The sequence below is a fragment of the Methanomethylovorans sp. PtaU1.Bin093 genome, assembly GCF_002067275.1.
Lineage (GTDB): Archaea > Halobacteriota > Methanosarcinia > Methanosarcinales > Methanosarcinaceae > Methanomethylovorans.
Genome location: NZ_MVQX01000060.1, coordinates 1 through 18825 on the forward strand (window position 1 = coordinate 1; position 18825 = coordinate 18825).

Here is an 18825-nt window from a genome sequence, read left to right on the forward strand (position 1 = left end):
ATAATACGTATCGATCAACTGAGTGGATGAACCATCTGAAATGTAATCAAAATATCCTGGAGTGCCCATAGACCTTATGTCCACAAGAGAGACACTGGAATCATGAGCAGCTTTGAATGTAGTATTCAGGGGATCAAAGACAGCAGATGAAAGCATATCAGTGAATATCACGTCCTGTTGCAGCAGCAAACCGCTTGAAGCTGCTTGCAGCAGCTCATCACTGGGACCGGCCCATGATGTAGTATTGAAGGAAGGAATGTATGTAAATTCTATACTGTCATTGAATCTGGTCGTACTTGCAGCGTCTGCCAAAGCAGCACTTGGCTGCCAGCCGATATAGGCAATGCGTATTTTACCGCCCCAGGCATCAGTGATCTGAGGCTTGTTACCATAGTTCCTGCACAGATATGTCAGAAGGTCTTCTGCATTCTGCATTTCTGTTGGAGTACCGATACCCATATTATTATAATAGGTATCAATTGGCTCCATTGAAGACCCATCGGATACATAGTCGAAATATTCAGGCGTTCCCAGGGACCTTATATCAACAAATGAAGTACCGTTGTCCTTTGCAGCCCTGAACGATGGACCCATTGGGTCAAAGACCGCACTGGACAACATATCGGTAAAGATCACATCCTGTTCCATCAATAACCCTGAACTTGCTGCCGCAAGCAGTTCATCACTGGGGCCAGCCCAGGTGGTAGTGTTGAACGAAGGCACATAAGTATACACTACGTCTGAACTGTATGCCATGGACTGGCTTGCCGCTTCAAGAGCAGCGCTCTGTGTCCAGGAAATATACATAACATTGACCTTGTTTTCGTCTGCCGCTGCTATCTGTATACTGAACAGCATAGCCAGTATACTGATCATCAGGAATAAATCTCTCCATTTCATAGTACCATCCCTTTAAAAAAGTGGATTTTACTTCGCCATCCGGTCTGCAAACCCAACCCATTAGCTCCACTTTCAAAGATATATTATCCACCTTACGAGCAACACTAATAAACAAAGCTACTGAGAATTTTGATAGCATCCCCCACAAAAATGATTCGGATATCCTGCCCTTTAGAGAAAGGGCAGAGAGATAGCCAAATCAATTCCCAGGCCATCGGCCTAAAAGGGGGAATAGGCACTTCCGGAAGAGAAAAGTGCCATAGAATATCACATTTTCCTCTTTCTCATGAATCCCAGGAACACTGCTCCGGCTGCTCCTACCACCAGCACAATAGCAACTATATCCGAACCCGAGAAGGTAGGACTGCTGCTTTCAGGTGGAGCTACAGTTTCCTTGGTCATCTCATACCCTTCTACATAGTTCTCAGGAGTAGACTTCGGAGCTTCGGGCGCAGGCTGGCTAAGGTCTGTGCCTGCACCAATCTGAGATTCTATAGTCTGGTTTGATGTAGAAGTTGTGGCCTGGTTAGTAATTTCCAGTTTCGGACCACTGGAACCACTGCTGCTACTGCGGCTGGAAGTGCTTTCCTTCACTGGCTCACTGGTAGCTTCCTCTATAAGCTTCTTGTAGTCTGATGCCGTTTGTTCGTCCACCAGACCTGGTACAGACATTACGCCCTGTATGAACTCATCGAGTGAAGGATTACCACAGGTATGATGACAGCATGTGACACCATTTTCCACCACGGATTCAACATATTCTTTCACCAGGTTCTGGACCACTTCGTCCGAGGCGTCCCATGAATCCTTCCTTACGGTCTCAAGCATCCTTGCTGTAATGGACTGATACTGATATGAATTGTCCTTAAGGAACTCATCCAGTCCAAGGTTCTGGGAATCCAGTATATATGTTTCATACATCTTGTTCCAATCCGAATCAGTTACCAGATCAGGAGTGGTGGCTTCCCATCCCCACATATATTCCACGGTCTTCATCATTTCCCTGGCACCTGCATAATCATATTCCATCATACCGGTTATCCAGTTGGGATTGAGGTACCTCGCGGTCAGCTCAGCACTGAAAGCTTCGCTTAGTGTGATGATCTCCGGGTTATCCACGCTGGTCAGGTCAGAGATATACATCGAAGGGGATTCACCTGTGATCGATTTTACAGCAAGTCCGAGTGCTCCGAAATAGGAATAATAGTCGTCATTGTCTATGAGACCGTAAAGGTTCGAAGTATCACTGTGTATGGCTGAATCCACTCCTCCCAGGTTCATTTCGAACACATCCTCATAATTGACACCCCATACATCCTTCCCGTATACGTTGGACATGCGGGATATGTACAGGTCCGCAACTTCTGAAGAATTCTCCCAGGTATTGCTTGCCTCCACTGCTTCGGAAACACCAGTACCATAAGTACCTGTGGCCTCACTGAATACCCTGGACATAGAAACATTATGTGCAATGCTTTCATTATATCCTCCTTCCAGCATTGCATCTTCTATTGCAAGTGAATTCCATCTAACATAGTTGGTCTCATTTGTTTCATTGAGCTGTGCAACCATGCGGACTGCCGTATCCATAAGTTCGATCTGGTATGGGAAGGTGTCACGGTAAAGTCCCGATGTTGTGAGCAGCACATCGATTCTCGGATGTGTCATCTCTTCCTGCGGGATAACTTTAAATCCTGTTATCCTTCCGCTAGTCCTTTCCAGTTCCACACCCAGAAGAGCATAGATCTGTGCTTCCATAAGACCTTCATGTCGCATTGTTTCCACAGACCACATGACAAAGGCTACTTTGTTGGGATATGTGCCATTCGCAGCATAGTAGTTTTCAAGCCAGGCGTCTATGATGGCATCTCCCATGGCTTCAGTTTCTTCGTCAGGGATAGTTCTCTGGTCAAAGCTGTAGAAGTTCTTGCCAGTGGGCAATGCGCCCGGATTGCGGATAGGATCATTGCCTGTACCAGGTTCTATGTATTCAGCATTAAGTGCCCTTAATGTCTGGTCGATCTCACGAGTTGTCTGGGCCAGATCATCTGCATACTGCAGCGCCAGTTCAAGATCAGCCGTGATATTGGCGTTTGTAAGCCCAAGTACCTCCACCTGAGCAGTAGAAACATTCGTTGCATTCAGCAGGGTAGCGTTCAAAAGCAATGTTGCATCCGACTCTGCCTCTGATCTCCAGTCGTCCTCGGTTCCGTTAGCTTTAACCAGCACATTATAGATGTGATCACTGAAATCATCACCCAGCATGGACCTTACCATAGACACAAGCTTCTCTCCATCAGGTGCCACACCAAAGACATGGAGACCGTACGGAATGAGCTCTAATCTCATATCTTCGAGATATTCTTCCAGCACGCTATCCAGGAAGTTCTCAAAGTCGTCATCTGTCATATTATACAGTTCACCAGTTGAAACTCCCAGATCCTCTGCAAGGCTGAGATTACCGTAAAGTTGTATCGTGCTGTTACGATAGAGTACCATCATTCCAGCTTCATTGTCACTTTTTGCATCCTGATAGTTATGGATCTTCTCGCTCATTGTGGCAAGATCGCCATATAGACCTGCTTCGATGATCGGAGGAGTAAGGTGATCTATTATGACAGCATTGCCTCTGCGCTTTGCCTGTGTACCTTCTCCCACATTGTCCATGATATACGGGTAGACCACAGGGGTTTCAGCTACCATGATAGACGGATAGTCATATCTCCACAGACCAACTTCGTTGCCCGGGAGCCATTCCTGTGTACCGTGAGTACCAAAGTGTATCATGGCATCTGCATCGTATATGTCGTTGATCCAGAAATATGTCGCAAGATACTGGTGTGTGGGCGGTATTGAGGAATTATGATATATAAGAGACTCATCGGAAAGTCCTGCCCTGGTTGGCTGGGGTATGAAATTGACATTTCCAAGCTGGATAGTAGGTATTACAAAGTACTTTCCACTTCTGTTCTCATAGGTCATGACGTCACCGGGAGCTTCCCCCCATGTGTCCTCTACTTCGGTGCGCACGCTCTGTGGCAATGTTTCGTACCATTCAAGATATTCATCTACAGGCAGAAGTGTTACGTATCCGGACTGCACGACCTTCTCAAGCTCACCGGGTGCCCATGTACCCACATTCCTGCTTTCAATGAACAGATCTATGAACTCACTACCGTTTGGAACACTGCCGTTTCCTATATTGTATCCTGCAGCCTGCATGTCTTCCAGCAGCAGAGTAAAGCTTGAACCGATATCCAGGTAACTGGCACCAATGTCGTTCTTGCCACCCTCGTGGTTGTAGTAAAGGATAGTGATCTTCTTGTCAGCATTTGTTTCTCTTCCAAGTTCTGCCCATGCAATGGCCCTGTCGCATAGCCATTCTACCTGACACTCCAGAGGTTCATAGTAATACTGCTCTGTTGCTTCGTCCTGCACCCTTCCGGCTAACCAGATATAATCGGTAAGCCCGTCTATTTCAGGCTGTGTTACCTGATATGGAATAGATGTACTGCTTAGTCCCAGTACACTTTCATTAAATTCATCCGGTGTCTGGTAATAATCCTGTATAGCTTTGATCACAGGTACATTGTACTTTTGAAGATATTCGATTCCTTTTTCATGGTCATTATAGTTTAGATAGAAACCTTTTACCGAGATTATTGAATCAACTATCACTTCACCGTTCATGGTGAAGTAATCCACATCATCCTCACATACTGCATAGGTGGTGTAGATCACATTGCATCCCCTTGATTCAAGCTCTCTGATGATCGCGTCCTCAGAATTGTATTCTATAGGGGTCTTACCCAGTCTATTACCGATTATTCCGATCGTAGGAGCTGATGCATTGTAACCGTGGTCTGCATACCATGCCAGATATTCGGTACTGTTGGCAAAGGTTCTTGGGAAGGCATCCGGATGATAGATCCCATCATCCGGAATAGTTGGCTCAGCTGCAACAGAGTGCTCAATATAGACATTCTCAAGGGTAGCTCCGATGCAACGGATCCAGTTCTCCATATTGCTGTATCCGTCATTGAAGAGATAATCTGTCATTGCATCGTATGGAGGATTGGCCATGTCTATGGTGGCTATGCCATACACATCCGCCAGCATACCGAACATTCCGATCTGTGCACCGTTGTTCTTTGCAGCAAGGAGCTTGTCTTTTATCTGAGGAAGTTCGTTGGCTCCCACCATGTATAACATAATCACATCTTCATTGGTGATATCAATAGAACTGTTTATGGCTTCTCCACCTGTCATCACATTGACATTGAAACGGTCGGTGATCACTGTTCTTTCAGCAAGCACCTGCTCCATATAATATACACTGGTGTCCGAATTGATGATGTAAGTAATATTCACTTTCTCTTGCAAGACCGCTGGTACGGCAATCGCTTGCCCTGCAAAGGCACCGGAGAACTTCTGGCCCATGAACTTCAGCATGTTGCCCATGTTGGTCTCTCCACCCTGCACCCAGTATCTTTCGATATCAGTGTAATTACCAGAATAGAGATCTACATTTGACAGAGTGATGTTCTCAGAAAGATTGTAACCTATGACCATTGCACCACTGGCTTTGGCAGCGTTTATACTGGTGACCCAGTTACTAACAGTAGCTTCATCCCTGGATTCAATGAATATCATGGAATACTCGGAGAAGTCAAGGTCCTGCGGTACTGTTTCGCTCCTTGAAATAACGGTCGTACTTAGTTCTGAGGATATATCTGATGCAGCCGCTGCACTATTAAGGGCAGCAGTATTAACATCCGTGCCCAGGACGAACAGGAACTTCACATCTCCACTTCCAAAAGAGCTACCACCTGTTGAACTGTTGTCAGTTGAACTATCATCGGTGGAGCTTTCATTGCTATCAATGATCTCAGAAAGGCTACTGTATTCTGTTGCAAGATATATGAGCAGGTTCTCTGCATTTGTGAGCCCATCACCGGTTGTGCCCATACTGTTGTAGTAAGTGCAGATAGTATCGTTGCCATCACCATCCGAAACATAATCAAAATATGAAGGTGCACTGCTTGTACGTATGCTCAGCAATGAAGCACCATTGTCGTGTGCTGCCTGCAGGGTGGCATTTACTGCTCCATTGTTGGAATTGTAGACCTTACTGCCTACCATATCACAGAATATGACATCCTGAGTTCCTAAAAATCCGCTTCCAACCGCAGAGAGCAGTTCATCGCTTGCAGAATATGAAGCATTGTATGCTGGAATATATGTGAAATCTATATATGCGCTGTACACATTTGTCTGACTTGCAGACTGTAACGCATCACTTGGCGTGTACGCGATGTAAGTTATGTTTATTTTCTCTCCGGCTGCCGATACCACTGTTGTTAAGGATGTCAACAACAATACACTTAATACTAATGTAAGTACATATTTTCGTTGCATGTTATCCTCCGATAACGTGTGCTGAGCACTTCGGATACATTGCTTGGCGGCGGTACCGAAGTGCCCGCTCATTCAATATCCTTTTTCTTTTGTTTTACTCCACTTTTTCGAATCGATCAAGTAGTAGTCTTGTTTCCATCATCCGGCACATACACAACTCTGCCATCCGCCAGTTTGTATGCGGTGCCCAGGACATCACCAGTGCCTCCCCCTATCTGGTCAGTGAGGTTCATCACTTCAATGGGCTGCCCTTGCTCTTTTATAATGATCTTCATATCCTCCTGACCGGGATTCTTCACGATGGTTATGTCTTCAGTGGGGCTTAGCAGTTCAGGCATCTGGTATGACATAACCAGTGCCAGCATCAGAGCCACGGCAAAAACCATGGCTGTATCGAAAAGGTTAGCAACCCCTTCAAGAGGATTCCTTTCCTCTTCATCGTGTAACAGACCGGTCCGTCGGTAACGTCTCTGCCTCATACTTTAGCCTCGATGGTATCAAGTATATAGTCAATATCTGCCATATCCTGCCAATACCATCTCTTCCTTATCTGAGTAAGTATGTAGGCCACGCTGCTGGCAAAAAGACCTACAACAGTAGTGGCAAAGGCGATCATCAGGTTATGTGCAAGCTGTACAACATCTCCCTGCGATAATGCTACAAGTGCAGGGCCCAGAGGTATGAGCGTACCCATCAGTCCCAGCATCGGCGCTATATTTGTGATGATACGGGTCTGCTCCAGCCGCTTGGCCATTTTGATCTCATATTCCTGAGAGACCCATTCTATGGCAGGGATCCTGTCCTGTTCCAGATGAACAGCTGCGGCATTTGAGAAAGCAGTGACTATATAGTTCTGCTTTATTTTTCTTAAAGCATCAGCTGCGGCTTTAAAATTAGATCCCTTTACATGGTTTTGCACGGTAAAGCAGGTACTTTCCAGATTCTCAATATCCCTGTTCCTCTTCGCATACTCTGAAAGGAATTCCCCGATCAGTATAAGGGACAACAATGATAGTGCCACTAACAGGATGATCACAGGGTAAAGCAAAGAAGCAGAAAATGTATTCATTATGCTATTGATCACAGCGAACAGGCTCATTTTTATTCACCTTTAAAAGTATTGATGACATACCCGCAGGCTACGATACCGGTCATTATCAGCAGGGGTACTATGTGAAGTTCCCCTCCGGTTTCGGGGATCTGGAGCTGCCTGGATTTTATGTAAGCTGGTACGAGCATGGAACCAAGCAGGTAGAATATACCCAGGAACATCATCACAGCTCCAAGGTCTTCCGGTGTGCGGTGCATTTTTCTGAATATCCAGCTTGAAGATACGACTGTGAAGAAGAAGACAAAACCTACTAAAGCTCCTATCCTGAAACCACTCCATCCGAGAGTGGAGGCAAGTATCATGCAGGACACGAACAGCGCGGTGAGGCATACGGGACATGGCACTGAGATGAAAAGGAAAGTGTGCCTTGACACATCATGTCCACATGACCATTTTTTCTGGGTATATATTCCTGCACCTATGAGGAGCAAGGCCACAACAACGTGCAGAGTCATGCCCATGCTGGTCATCATGTCCAGCCTGGACTGGTCCACAAGTCCTATAAGTCCGCCAAGAATTACGGAAATGACAAAGTAACTTGCAGCAATGATCAACACATCTCTTCTGCAGATGTTGGAAAAACCACACCCTACACCCGTTTTCAGGGCAAATATCATTATTCCCAACAGGATGCCAACAACTATAGCATAAACAGAATTCATTCCTCTCCTACCCTTTTTCTTTTTGTTATATAAGTTGCTGCTTTAATTACCTATATATGGTTTAAAGCAATTAACAATTGTTAATACTTAGACATATGAAAACTTAAAACTGATGTTCGTTCAGTTTTTAATTTCACATACATATTTTAATGCTACATACGTTTTTCATTTAGATAATAACTGGCACTACTTAAGCCTTCTTATATTTTTCGGCAACAATAGATGTAACATAAAATATATTAATTAGGTAAACATACAAAATAAGCCTAAAAGTGTACGATAAAAAGTTTCAATAGCCAAGGTAACATCTAAAATAATATTTTCTGTAGTCCCGTGAAGAACTGAAAATCTATTTAGACCAACTATGAAAAAAGAAGTAGTTAAATTACTTTCAGTTGAGCACACTTAGTTTAGCAAGTATGCTGAACAAATCAAAATAAAGAAAAAAAGGAAAGAGATTTATTTCTTGAACTCGGTGTAACCGCATTTGCCACAGGTACGCCTGTTCTTGTGTTCAGCAAGGAAAACACCCTCTCCGCATCTTGGGCAGGCCTGGTGTGTCCTTTCGATCTTATCGCCATTGACCTTATAGTAATCTTTTACTGCCATTGTCACACCTTTTTACTCTTCCGCTGCTTCTGCCTTTTCCTCGGGTGCCTCAGGCAGCTTGTTCCTTTCGAGGATATGTTCCTCTTCTATCTTTTTCATACGGGCAGCATCTTCATAGATCTTTGCGTAGCCGCTCAGCTTCTGCCTTCCGAAATCGTTCTTCATCCTCTGGATAACGACAAGTTCCAGTGGCACGTTCAGTAATGCTGCCATCTTGTTCTTTACGTCCATCCTTGCGGGAGTGGGCCCTTCGAAAGTTACCTCGAAGTTAAGCTCACGCCTGTTGAGAAGTACATTATTCTTATCCTCAATGATTTTAACATCCATTGAATTTCCTCCGAATATCTATCAAATTGTTCCTGTCTTCCTGCCCATGTATCATCTTGTCCAGCAGGTCAAGGATCTCTTCCTTTTTGGATCTTGTGATATTGACAAGCACCACTCCTTCATCCGGCTGCCCGTACAGCACAACCGAACCTTCAGGTGCAAGCAGTATTGCGGGCAATGCTGCAAGGTCCTCTTCGCCGCGCACGAATATTCGCACATGGTCCTTTGATCTTATTGCGTCATGGACCACATTTATCAGATCCTCGGTTATGACCCCGGGAGGATTATCCACGAATATTTCACTGAACCCTGTATGCTTTGTGCCCACTACTACGCGTGCCGACGCTGGCCCGCGTTTAGTCCGGTCATCAACGACAAGGATGTCCGGAATGATATTGGAATTGAGCAAGTGGAATGTAGTAACATCACCCACCGATATAAGTTTTGTGGGACTGCCCAGGTCTTTGGAAAGCTTCTGTATAGTGTCATCACCGGTACCCGTGTAAAGGACCCCAAAGGTCTTCCTTAACAAAGGACGCAGTTCTGCAGGCAGGTGTATCGTTTTCACCAATTACCGCACCTTCAGTGCATACCGATCAGCTACTTTGATCTCCATTTTCTGGGCTATCTCGGAAAGTTCTGGGTCCACAATGATCACCATGCCACTCCAATCACTACTAAGGTTACTGGAACTGCATATCAGGCACGTCTGGCCTGTGATTATCCTGTGACACTCCCTACAAACCTGCTCTACCATGTTCAAACCTCTTCCTGAGCATTGGATCTAGCCATCCTTTCCTCTTCGAGCCACTCCAGTTTACCCAAGGCATTCTGCCTCATAGTAAGACCGATCTTACTTTCCCTTGGCTCCCTTTCATTGATACTGAGCGCAACTATCCTGGTCCTCACCCTGTCACCTTCACCAAGGGAACGGGTTCCGGTTTTGCTCATAAGCCGGCCATTCTTTCCATCATATGACATGAAGTCATCCGTGATCTGGCTTACATGTAAGAGACCATCCATCGCGCCTATGCTGACAAAAGCCCCGAAATCAACGGTCTCAACAACCTCTCCTTCAACTACTTCCTGTATCATGGGTGAGAACACGATGGCATCGAAGTCCACATCATAATAGACCGCACCATCGCCCACAAGGATGTGCCCTTCACCTACTTTTTCAATTTCCGTGATGGCAACGATGGCACCTATCTGCTTATCAAGCCTGCCTTCAAGCTTCTCCCTCAGTGCATTCTTAACATTGACCTGAACATCCCCACCCAAAAGATCAGGAGCTACCCGGATGGTATCAGAAAGCTTCATTTTCTTGTACATGCGATTATCTCCAAAAGCCCAGTTATCCTGCTATAAACTTATTTATATGTTATAATTTTTACTCTCTCTTATGACAATAATTCCAGACGGGTCCTTTGTCTGAGAGATATTACCCTGATGCCCATTTCCAGCAACCTTTTCTTAAGCCCGATATCATTTGTCAAGACCGCAGCCCCGGTATCATCTGCAAGGGACACGATGATATCATCGGCATGCCCTTCCATGGGAACAAGTTCGCACCTCTGTGCCAGAGACTTACCTACCTTTGCAGCTATGCGATCCTGACCCCTGGCTGTTGTAACAAGCCTCTCCAGCTCATTTAGCACGGCCAGAGGAACAATGAAATGATCAAAACCCAGCCTGTGTAATTCACTGAATATGTCTACATTGAATTGCACAGGTATCATCAGAGCATTCGTGTCGATTATCACCTTCAAGACCTTATGACTCCCACACCTATCAGGCGCCATCTTGAACCTATCCTTCTGCTGATAGCCACCATTGAACCGGCACTGGCACATACGGGTCTCTTGAGCTTCACTTCAGCAACGTTCTTCCTTGCACTGGTGACCACACCCACAGTAGTGGCCGTGCCCACATTAAGCATAAGTGGCTCGCTGGTTCTGATAGAACCTATCTCTGCTTCATCTATCACACCTACTACCCGTTCCAGCAGATTTAGCTCAAGAGTGAATACATCACGGGTGGGCGGTAAAGTTCCGGGTTTTCCTGCTACCTGCCCCACAAGGGAATCACTCTTGGTGATGGCAGGGTCCAGTGTAGTACCCACAGCAAGCAGTCCTCCTGGAGTGGCTTTGTCTACGGGGTCCTTACCTGCGAAGAGCATTGAGATCTTAGTGATTATAGGAACCCATCTGGTAGTCCCTTCACTTTCCAGCTTATAGCCGGGCCTTATCTCAAGATCTTCACCGATGGCTAAGACACCCTCGGTCAGAGTTCCACCGATCACACCACCCTTGATCTTGTCTATAGGAGTTCCCGGCTTGTTGATATCAAAAGAACGTGCGATAAGCATCTGTGCCGGTTTGTCGATCTTATATTCAGGGGTTGGTATATGCTCTTCCATTGCCTGGAGCAGAGCGTCGATATTTATGTTCTGCTGAGCAGATACGGGAATTATCGGAGCGTTCTCTGCCACGGTGCCTTTCACAAATCTCTTGATCTGTTTATAGTGCTCTATTACCTCTTCCTTAGATACCAGATCGATCTTATTCTGGACGATGATAAGGTTCTTGATACCGATAATGTTCAAAGCCATCAGATGTTCTTTTGTCTGCGGCTGGGGGCATTCCTCGTTAGCAGCGATCACAAGGATGGCGCCGTCCATTATAGCCGCCCCGGAAAGCATTGTAGCCATCAGGGTCTCATGACCGGGAGCATCTACAAAAGAGATAGCGCGCACTTCTTCTGAAGGCTCACCACATCCCGGACAGGTTTCCTGTACAGTGTAACATTGTGGCTCAGGGCAGTTAGGACATTTTCTGATAGTAGTATCTGCATACCCTAACCTGATAGATATTCCGCGCTTCATCTCTTCGCTGTGCGTATCTGTCCACACGCCAGATAATGCGCTCACTAAAGTGGTTTTTCCATGATCGACATGACCTACCATGCCAATATTAATGCAAGGTTGACTCAATTACTGATTTCCCTCCGATGGGCAAATAATATAAAAGTACGTAGCAATGCCTGCAATCGGTCTTATGACCGGATGATATCTTGCTCCAGACCGTTGTTATCATTTGGTTACTGGTATTTAAATGATTTCAACGTTTTAGTAATGTCTACATATTAAATCTACTTATCTATAGATAAAAGAGGTCAGGTCACAATGCGACCCAACTCTTCCATCTCGATCGCTCTTCTTATCTCAAAAGCTATGCGTCTTCCCGTACTCATGTTCTTTCTCCAGATGGTATTACCATAAGGATGGCCCACTGACATGTGTACATTGGTCCCGCCGCCAACTCTGGGCGCGACATCATATATGTAGAAATTAAGGTCCTTGTCTATACAGGTCTGCAGGCAGAACGGCCCTATTATGCCAGGATCGTAGTGCTTACTGGCTGCCTTGATATACTTCTCGGCCAGCATGAACACATCCTCCAGCAGGGACTCGCGCAATGTGGAAGAATTGTGTCCGCACACAGTATATTCAGGGGTCAGCTGGTGTTCTGCCAGAGTGATCTGCTGGGGTGCAGGCAGGCGTACATGACCGTCCAGGCTGGTCTCAAAACGCCAGTCTATGCCAAGTATCTCAAGTTTGCTCATTTCTTCCTCGATGGGAGAATAGAACATATCGAAATTGAACACCGGACCGATAATATATCTCTCTATCCTTGCATTGTCCAAAGCTTCCCGCGTGATCACGCCTTGCTTAAGCAATGCTTCTGATTTCTTCAGATATTCTTCATAAGTTGCAGCTGTGAAGAAACCTCTTTCCAGCTTCTTGACAGCATGCGGAAGTTTCACTATAGAGAGCTCTTCGATATCCTGGGGATCATTGATCCTTTCAGGGAAAGGAAGACCGGCCTTCTCCAGTAGCCAATAATAGTCACGGTCAATACCCCTTTCCTCACTTCTGAGCATATTCCTGCTGCCTACCAGAGGCACAGAAAAGTCGTTCTCTACATCATCTATCCCGCAGTATGAAGTAAAGGACCTGTTCGGAATGAAAAGGATGTTCTGCTCACGCAGCATCTGCTGATTTTGAGGGAGCAGCACTTCATTGAACTTCTTCAATATCAGAGTCTCGTCCACAATTCCACGCTTTACCCTTCCGTACGCATCCCTCTGGGCCTTGAAATAATGGGAATAGGTATTCTCCCTTCCCTGCTGACATATAGCGAATGTGCGGAAATCCTCTTCCACAGCACCGTCAAATACATCTAATGCAGAGTGAGAAGCAACTGCTCCGATCTTGATCTTATCGGGATCGTAATCCTGAACGATATCTATGATCTCTTTTCTGTCTATCATCTTATACCCTCTCTTGTCTTCACACATATCAATGAACTATATAGGCTTTGTGTAGTTCCCTTTCAATTGGTCCTCACATCTGGCTCAGCAGGCCGATAATACCCGAAGTTATAAATGTTTCCACTGCAGCTGCTACTAAAAGCAAGGGCATGATCCAGTAGAAAAAGAACTTGACACCGGTGATAATTTCTTCTTTTAAGTGTACCGATCTCCCCTTAAGAGAAGCAAGTCCTTTAAACCCAAGCCTCAGACCAATAGCAGCGGAGATCACGACCATCGGTATTTCAATGATGCCGTGGGGCAGAATACCAGCAACTAAATAAAGCGAACCTTGCTCCATTATGATCTTATGACTAAAAATACCCAGGAAGTAGCCGTTGTACGCAATGAAAAGGAAGGGCACTATCCCAAGGCCAACGCCAAGTACCAGTATGAGCAAGCTTTTCAGGGCATTGTTCAGGAAGATAAGGAACATTATCTCGATCAGGGACAGGTTTTTCAATAGCTCCACAAGTCCTTCAAGCTCCTCCAGGGACCTTATGACCATGCCGGGGTACATAATGGCAGTTATATATCCTATAACTGCAGATATCAGGAACAATAGGAACATGCACACTATTTCTTTGCGAATGACCCTTATGTATTGTAATGCTTGTTCTTTATTGCTGATATTGTACATTTTCATCATATCCCGAAAAACATACGTATAGTGTTCCTGCATGCCGGTGAGAGGCCGAGCACAAGGATCACCATTTTTACAAAGGTCCGCAGGTTGCGGGACTCATCATCTTCATTGAAATTAGTATCTATTATATACAGCACAGGAATAAAAATGGCCAGCTTTAAAGGATACATCACAAATGCTGTTCCTGTTAGATCGATGAGATAAGAAGGTAGTACGTGCTTTTCATAGTATCCCAGCATATCCACTCCTATGAACGTGGAGGAGGCATCCAGCATGTGGGCTCCGAGTATGGATATGTTCAATCGGTCCGTAAGTATTCCAAAACCTATCTTCTTTGCTATAAAATAAACAAATAATGTGATCAATGTACCCAGGCCAAGGATATAGATAAGTACCATAGGAAGAACTACCGTTTGAACACTAAGGAGCACAGATATGTTCAACAAGAACCAGAGAGTGCCCATGGATGCGAAAATGGTTTCCATGCTCTTTCCAGTCCATTTTTCACTGATCGCCTTAGCTATGACCAGACATCCCAGCGTAATAAAAAAAACAACAAAATATATGATTGGGGTTATCAGGAAGAAACTGAAGGGTTGTTGTATGGCTCCCGCATCTTCAAGGACCCGCATGGAAGATCCGGCAAGTACAAAAGGCACTATTGAGGCTATGAACCTGTTATCTGCCCGTATATCCAGTTTTTTAAGCAGCTTGACAACTGCAAATATACATAATCCAAGTATGATGGCCCATGTAAGGGTGTTGACTATGTTATAACCCTCATCGTGCAGGATAGGGTCTATATAATATGTGTTTATAAATCCTGAAACCTTATCTATGTACGAAGTCATTGAACCTCAAATGTTTATGTGATGCTACAGGAATATCCTAATAGAATTAATGTTTAATAACTTCTGTCATTAAAAACATCTCAACTAACATGCAGTATATAGTTCAGTTACAAAACGACCGTACAAAACCATTGCAGGTATTCAAGTGATCCCACCCAGAGAAGAGAACTCCAAATGGATGCAATTACCCAGAGATATAGTAATAGGACACGGAATCATCAGAGAAGTAAAAAGAGTCTGTGATGACCTTAAGCTGGGCAACAATCCCCTGATAGTAACAGGAAAGCATACCCGGAACATAGCCGGAGATATCGTATACGACACGCTGGCAGACGCAGGTGTCGATCCAAGTGTGATAACGATCAAATCAGCCACAACTGAAGAAGTGAAACGCGTTAAAGAAGTTGCCCTTTATAATAATTCCAATTACCTGCTGGGTGTTGGCAGCGGCAAATCCATTGACGTGGCTAAACTGGCAGCCACCGAACTGGACCTTCCATTCATCAGTGTCCCTACCGCAGCTTCACATGACGGAATTGTTTCTTCTAGGGCTTCCATACATGATGGAAAGAGGGTCACCTCCGTGGAAGCAAATGCTCCCATGGCAGTCATTGCAGATACAGAGATCATCGCAAATGCCCCATACAGGCTTCTGGCAGCCGGTTGCGCAGACATCATCTCGAATTACACTGCAGTGAGCGACTGGGAACTGGCTTACAGGCTCAGAAATGAGCCATTCAGTGAATATGCTGCTGCGCTTTCCCGGATGACGGCAAAAATAGTGCTTGACTCCGTCGATTCCATAAAACCGGAGCTTGAGAGTTCGGTGAGGATAGTGGTAAAGGCACTTGTATCAAGCGGCGTTGCCATGAGCATTGCAGGATCTTCACGGCCTGCATCAGGTTCTGAACACATGTTCAGCCATGCTCTTGATATGGTGGCCCCTAAACCTGCACTTCATGGGGAACAATGTGGTGTGGGAACTATCATGATGATGTACCTGCACGGAGGCGACTGGGAACGCATCAGGAACGGACTGAAAAAACTGCATGCACCCACTACTGCTGCAGAGCTGGGCATTGAAGATAAATATATATTGGAGGCTCTGCTTCTAGCACATACAATTCGTCCGGAAAGATATACGATACTCGGTTCAGGCCTTACTCCTGAAGCTGCCGAGAGAGTGGCAAAGATTACTAAAGTAATAGAATGATTCAGATCAGGTGTGTGTTGATATGGTCGAGGTAGATACTACAATAACCCTTATTGGATCCAGGCTTGCTAAAGAAGGCATGGAGTTCATATTCGAAGGGGAGTCTAACGAGTGCAATAAATGTAAGCTCAGGAACACATGTTTAAACCTTGAAAGGGGACGCAGGTATAAAGTGGTCAGGATAAAGACCCCTTCGATACATGAATGTTTCCTTCACGACGGTGGAGTAATAGCAGTAGAAGTAGTGAAATCCCCGGTAGTGGCGATCCTCGATTCCAGGAAAGCCATCCGAGGCGCTAAGATCAGCTATGAGCCTCCGAAATGCAGCGACGTTCCAGATGATATGTATGACCTGTTCTTCCCGGAAGGACTGCGCACCGGAGACAAATGTACCATAACTGACATTCTGGATAATATTGAAGACGAGGACATATGTGCCACTCCGCTGAAGAAGGTAGAATTGCAGTTATGAAAATTGAAGTGACGTTAATGCGAATGTCTTTTATACTACTAACAGAATGCTAAGAACATAGCGTAACCTAAAAAGAGGTGTTTGATGTCTGATACGGAAACAGAGATCCTTTCCCATGATTTTTATACCAGGGAACGATGGAACAACTGGATAAACCAGGTGAAAGAGAGTGGTTTTGAGTTCAAGGAATCTGATGAACCACAAGATAAGGACAGTGCGGTTTTCATCAACATGGAGGACGACATCATCCTTGCATGCCTGAAAGTAGTAGCTAAGTTCGATAAGGAGCTCATTTCCGCAGAATCTGCCTTCCACTTGATCTCTCAGATAAAGGATATCGCCCTTGCAGAAATCGAACATATATCCGATGACATAGATATGATGATATCTTCAATGCAGACCTCACTTATAGGAACATTTGCTGCCTTTGAATGTTATATAGGACAGGATTATAACAAGAAGGCAAGGATACCCACTCTGCTGAAACAGGCACTTGAGGCTGAGGCATCTGACAGTATCGAGATATCACTGGATAAGGTGGCACAGATCGGCGCATTGATCATTAACGGACGTAAGTTACCCGATGATGTAATGGAAGACATCCCTTACGGATTTGTAGCTGAGTGGATGGATGGGATAGATTCCATTGCCGCTGCCATGATGGGAAGTGACAGCTACAAGAACGACGAAGCTGACGACGATAGTTGAGATCATGGTTAGACCGGCTTTGACCGGCCGATCTTTTTCTTTTATTCTACCAGGTCATCGTTGCACTTATCTAGAAGTAAAGTGCTTTTCCGGGATATGTACTGTCACCTTACCGACCCGGCAATAAAGAATATAGCTGTTCTTGACATGACACATGGCGGCGTTATCATTGCCCGCAAGCTCAAAGAGCTGGGCTTTAATGTGACAGGTGTGGATGTTTATGGAACGCTTTCTTCTGAACAATGCTATGCTTTGGGTATAGATGGTATATGGGTGGCAGAAAAGAACTGCTCTATTGAGGAGCCGGACCTTATAATAAGCCCTGTTCACCTTCATCCCGATCATATTATGCTTCATCTGGCCGAAGAAAAACATGTTCCCGTAATATCTCATCACAGAGCTGTTGGAGAGATCCTGACAATTAAATATGAAAGTGATCATCCACTCATGATCGAGGTCACAGGCACCAAGGCAAAGACCAGTACTGCTTCCCTGCTTGCTGATATGATCTCAAGGGAGCGTATTGTTGTGCTGCATACTTCCAGAGGACTGGAGCTGTGGGAAGATGGTGTGTGCGAGGTGATCCATAAAGGTCTTAGCATTGCTCCGGGTAGTATCCTCGATGCAATGGATATTGCAGGATCTATCGGAAGGAAAATAGATGCGTATATTTTCGAGATATCACTGGGAGTTACAGGATATGGGAACGTTGGCATCATCACCACCCTTGACATGGATTACATGATAGCAGGCAAAACATCCGTGGCAAGTGAGGCAAAGGTAAGGTCTCTGCTAAACTATTCTTCAAAAGCACATATTATACTCAATGAGAACTGCAGGAAAGCATTAGAACAGTTGGATAGATCCCTTGGAACAGAAAACATAACCACCTTCTGCATTATGGGAAATGAAGAAAGTAGAACTTCAGATGCTGACCATTTTCTGAACATGCAAAAAAACAGTTTCTCCATCACAACTGGGAAAGGATATATCGAATTATTCCCTGCAGATGGATATGATGCAAGGTCATACATCACAGCTTTTGCTGCATCCTGTGTCACAGCCCTTGAAATAGATGTACCGCTGGAAAATATAAAAAATACCATCCAACAGTTCAGGGGTTTACAGGGCAGGATGCAGGAGATGATACAAGAAGACATTAGTATCCTTGATAACTCCAATTCCGGGATGGACATCGTTTCAGTGGAAAAAGCACTGGACCTGAGTTTAAAAAGAAAGCAAAGGGTTATCATGGTGCTTGGCGAAGAGGCTGCACAGGTATGCGAAGGACTGCCGCCGCAGGGTGTTGCCGACCTGATCAGCCGCAGGCTGGAGGATATGGATGAACTGATACTGGTAGGCGAGAGGATGAAGCCCCTGGCAACCGGAAATATCCACTATGCAGAAAGCTTGGATGTGGGGAGAATGTATGCAATGGGAATTGCCAGAAAAAAGAGAGCTTATGAAGTTATTGTTGCTCTGTGTGTGAAGTGCTTCCGCTGATAATATGGAGCTTGTTACATAAAACAGCCCTTTT

General features: G+C 45.1%; 18 protein-coding genes and 1 pseudogene. 4 read left to right on the forward strand and 15 right to left on the reverse strand.

Annotation, left to right across the window (positions count from 1 at the left end; all coding sequences use genetic code 11):
* The 15 genes and pseudogenes from A4E24_RS07175 to A4E24_RS07245 all read right to left on the reverse strand — a co-directional run.
* A pseudogene (locus tag A4E24_RS07175) lies at positions 1-900 on the reverse strand (cobaltochelatase subunit CobN); the annotation flags it as partial.
* A 267-nt stretch (positions 901-1167) separates the two neighbouring features.
* Positions 1168-6318, reverse strand: a complete 5151-nt coding sequence (locus A4E24_RS07180; RefSeq protein ID WP_292352601.1) for a cobaltochelatase subunit CobN — start codon at positions 6316-6318, stop codon at positions 1168-1170.
* 116 nt (positions 6319-6434) lie between these two features.
* Entirely contained in the window at positions 6435-6797 is a 363-nt protein-coding gene (locus A4E24_RS07185; protein WP_292352602.1) for a DUF2149 domain-containing protein, read from the reverse strand.
* Positions 6794-7417: a MotA/TolQ/ExbB proton channel family protein gene (locus A4E24_RS07190; protein WP_292352603.1), complete on the reverse strand. Its 624-nt coding sequence runs from the start codon at positions 7415-7417 to the stop codon at positions 6794-6796. Before A4E24_RS07190 ends, A4E24_RS07185 begins: the two co-directional genes overlap by 4 nt.
* A 2-nt stretch (positions 7418-7419) precedes the next feature.
* Positions 7420-8091: a DUF2162 domain-containing protein gene (locus A4E24_RS07195; protein ID WP_292352604.1), complete on the reverse strand. Its 672-nt coding sequence runs from the start codon at positions 8089-8091 to the stop codon at positions 7420-7422.
* Between the two features lie 459 nt (positions 8092-8550).
* Positions 8551-8700 (reverse strand): 30S ribosomal protein S27ae, encoded by a 150-nt coding sequence (locus A4E24_RS07200; protein WP_292352605.1) that lies wholly within the window; start codon positions 8698-8700, stop codon positions 8551-8553.
* A gap of 12 nt (positions 8701-8712) precedes the next feature.
* Positions 8713-9027 (reverse strand): 30S ribosomal protein S24e, encoded by a 315-nt coding sequence (locus tag A4E24_RS07205; RefSeq protein ID WP_292352606.1) that lies wholly within the window; start codon positions 9025-9027, stop codon positions 8713-8715.
* Positions 9017-9598 (reverse strand): GTP-dependent dephospho-CoA kinase family protein, encoded by a 582-nt coding sequence (locus A4E24_RS07210; protein WP_292352607.1) that lies wholly within the window; start codon positions 9596-9598, stop codon positions 9017-9019. The genes A4E24_RS07205 and A4E24_RS07210 overlap by 11 nt, the downstream gene beginning before the upstream one ends.
* On the reverse strand, positions 9599-9784 hold the full coding sequence (gene spt4, locus A4E24_RS07215) for a transcription elongation factor subunit Spt4 (RefSeq protein ID WP_292352608.1): 186 nt from the start codon (positions 9782-9784) through the stop codon (positions 9599-9601).
* A 2-nt stretch (positions 9785-9786) separates the two neighbouring features.
* Positions 9787-10359 (reverse strand): DNA-directed RNA polymerase, encoded by a 573-nt coding sequence (locus A4E24_RS07220; protein WP_292352609.1) that lies wholly within the window; start codon positions 10357-10359, stop codon positions 9787-9789.
* Between the two features lie 68 nt (positions 10360-10427).
* The gene (locus tag A4E24_RS07225; RefSeq protein WP_292352610.1) at positions 10428-10796 is read right to left on the reverse strand and encodes a DNA-binding protein; all 369 of its coding nucleotides are present in this window, start codon (positions 10794-10796) and stop codon (positions 10428-10430) included.
* On the reverse strand, positions 10793-12019 hold the full coding sequence (locus A4E24_RS07230; protein WP_292352611.1) for a translation initiation factor IF-2 subunit gamma: 1227 nt from the start codon (positions 12017-12019) through the stop codon (positions 10793-10795). The genes A4E24_RS07225 and A4E24_RS07230 overlap by 4 nt, the downstream gene beginning before the upstream one ends.
* 182 nt (positions 12020-12201) lie before the next feature.
* The gene (locus A4E24_RS07235; RefSeq protein WP_292352612.1) at positions 12202-13359 is read right to left on the reverse strand and encodes a formate--phosphoribosylaminoimidazolecarboxamide ligase family protein; all 1158 of its coding nucleotides are present in this window, start codon (positions 13357-13359) and stop codon (positions 12202-12204) included.
* Between the two features lie 73 nt (positions 13360-13432).
* The gene (locus A4E24_RS07240) at positions 13433-14047 is read right to left on the reverse strand and encodes a stage II sporulation protein M (RefSeq protein ID WP_292352613.1); all 615 of its coding nucleotides are present in this window, start codon (positions 14045-14047) and stop codon (positions 13433-13435) included.
* Positions 14044-14895: a DUF63 family protein gene (locus tag A4E24_RS07245; RefSeq protein ID WP_292352614.1), complete on the reverse strand. Its 852-nt coding sequence runs from the start codon at positions 14893-14895 to the stop codon at positions 14044-14046. The genes A4E24_RS07240 and A4E24_RS07245 overlap by 4 nt, the downstream gene beginning before the upstream one ends.
* A gap of 145 nt (positions 14896-15040) precedes the next feature.
* On the opposite strand from A4E24_RS07245, the gene A4E24_RS07250 reads away from it, so the two are divergent.
* The 4 genes from A4E24_RS07250 (at position 15041) to cfbE (ending at position 18791) form a co-directional block, all read left to right on the forward strand.
* Positions 15041-16108, forward strand: coding sequence for an NAD(P)-dependent glycerol-1-phosphate dehydrogenase (locus A4E24_RS07250; RefSeq protein ID WP_292352615.1), 1068 nt, complete (start codon positions 15041-15043; stop codon positions 16106-16108).
* Between the two features lie 22 nt (positions 16109-16130).
* Complete coding sequence (locus A4E24_RS07255) at positions 16131-16580, forward strand: UPF0179 family protein (RefSeq protein WP_292352616.1); 450 nt, start codon at positions 16131-16133, stop codon at positions 16578-16580.
* A gap of 84 nt (positions 16581-16664) precedes the next feature.
* Positions 16665-17288, forward strand: a complete 624-nt coding sequence (locus tag A4E24_RS07260; RefSeq protein ID WP_292352617.1) for a DUF2150 family protein — start codon at positions 16665-16667, stop codon at positions 17286-17288.
* 96 nt (positions 17289-17384) lie between these two features.
* Positions 17385-18791, forward strand: a complete 1407-nt coding sequence (cfbE, locus tag A4E24_RS07265) for a coenzyme F430 synthase (protein ID WP_292352618.1) — start codon at positions 17385-17387, stop codon at positions 18789-18791.
* Positions 18792-18825 lie beyond the last annotated feature (34 nt).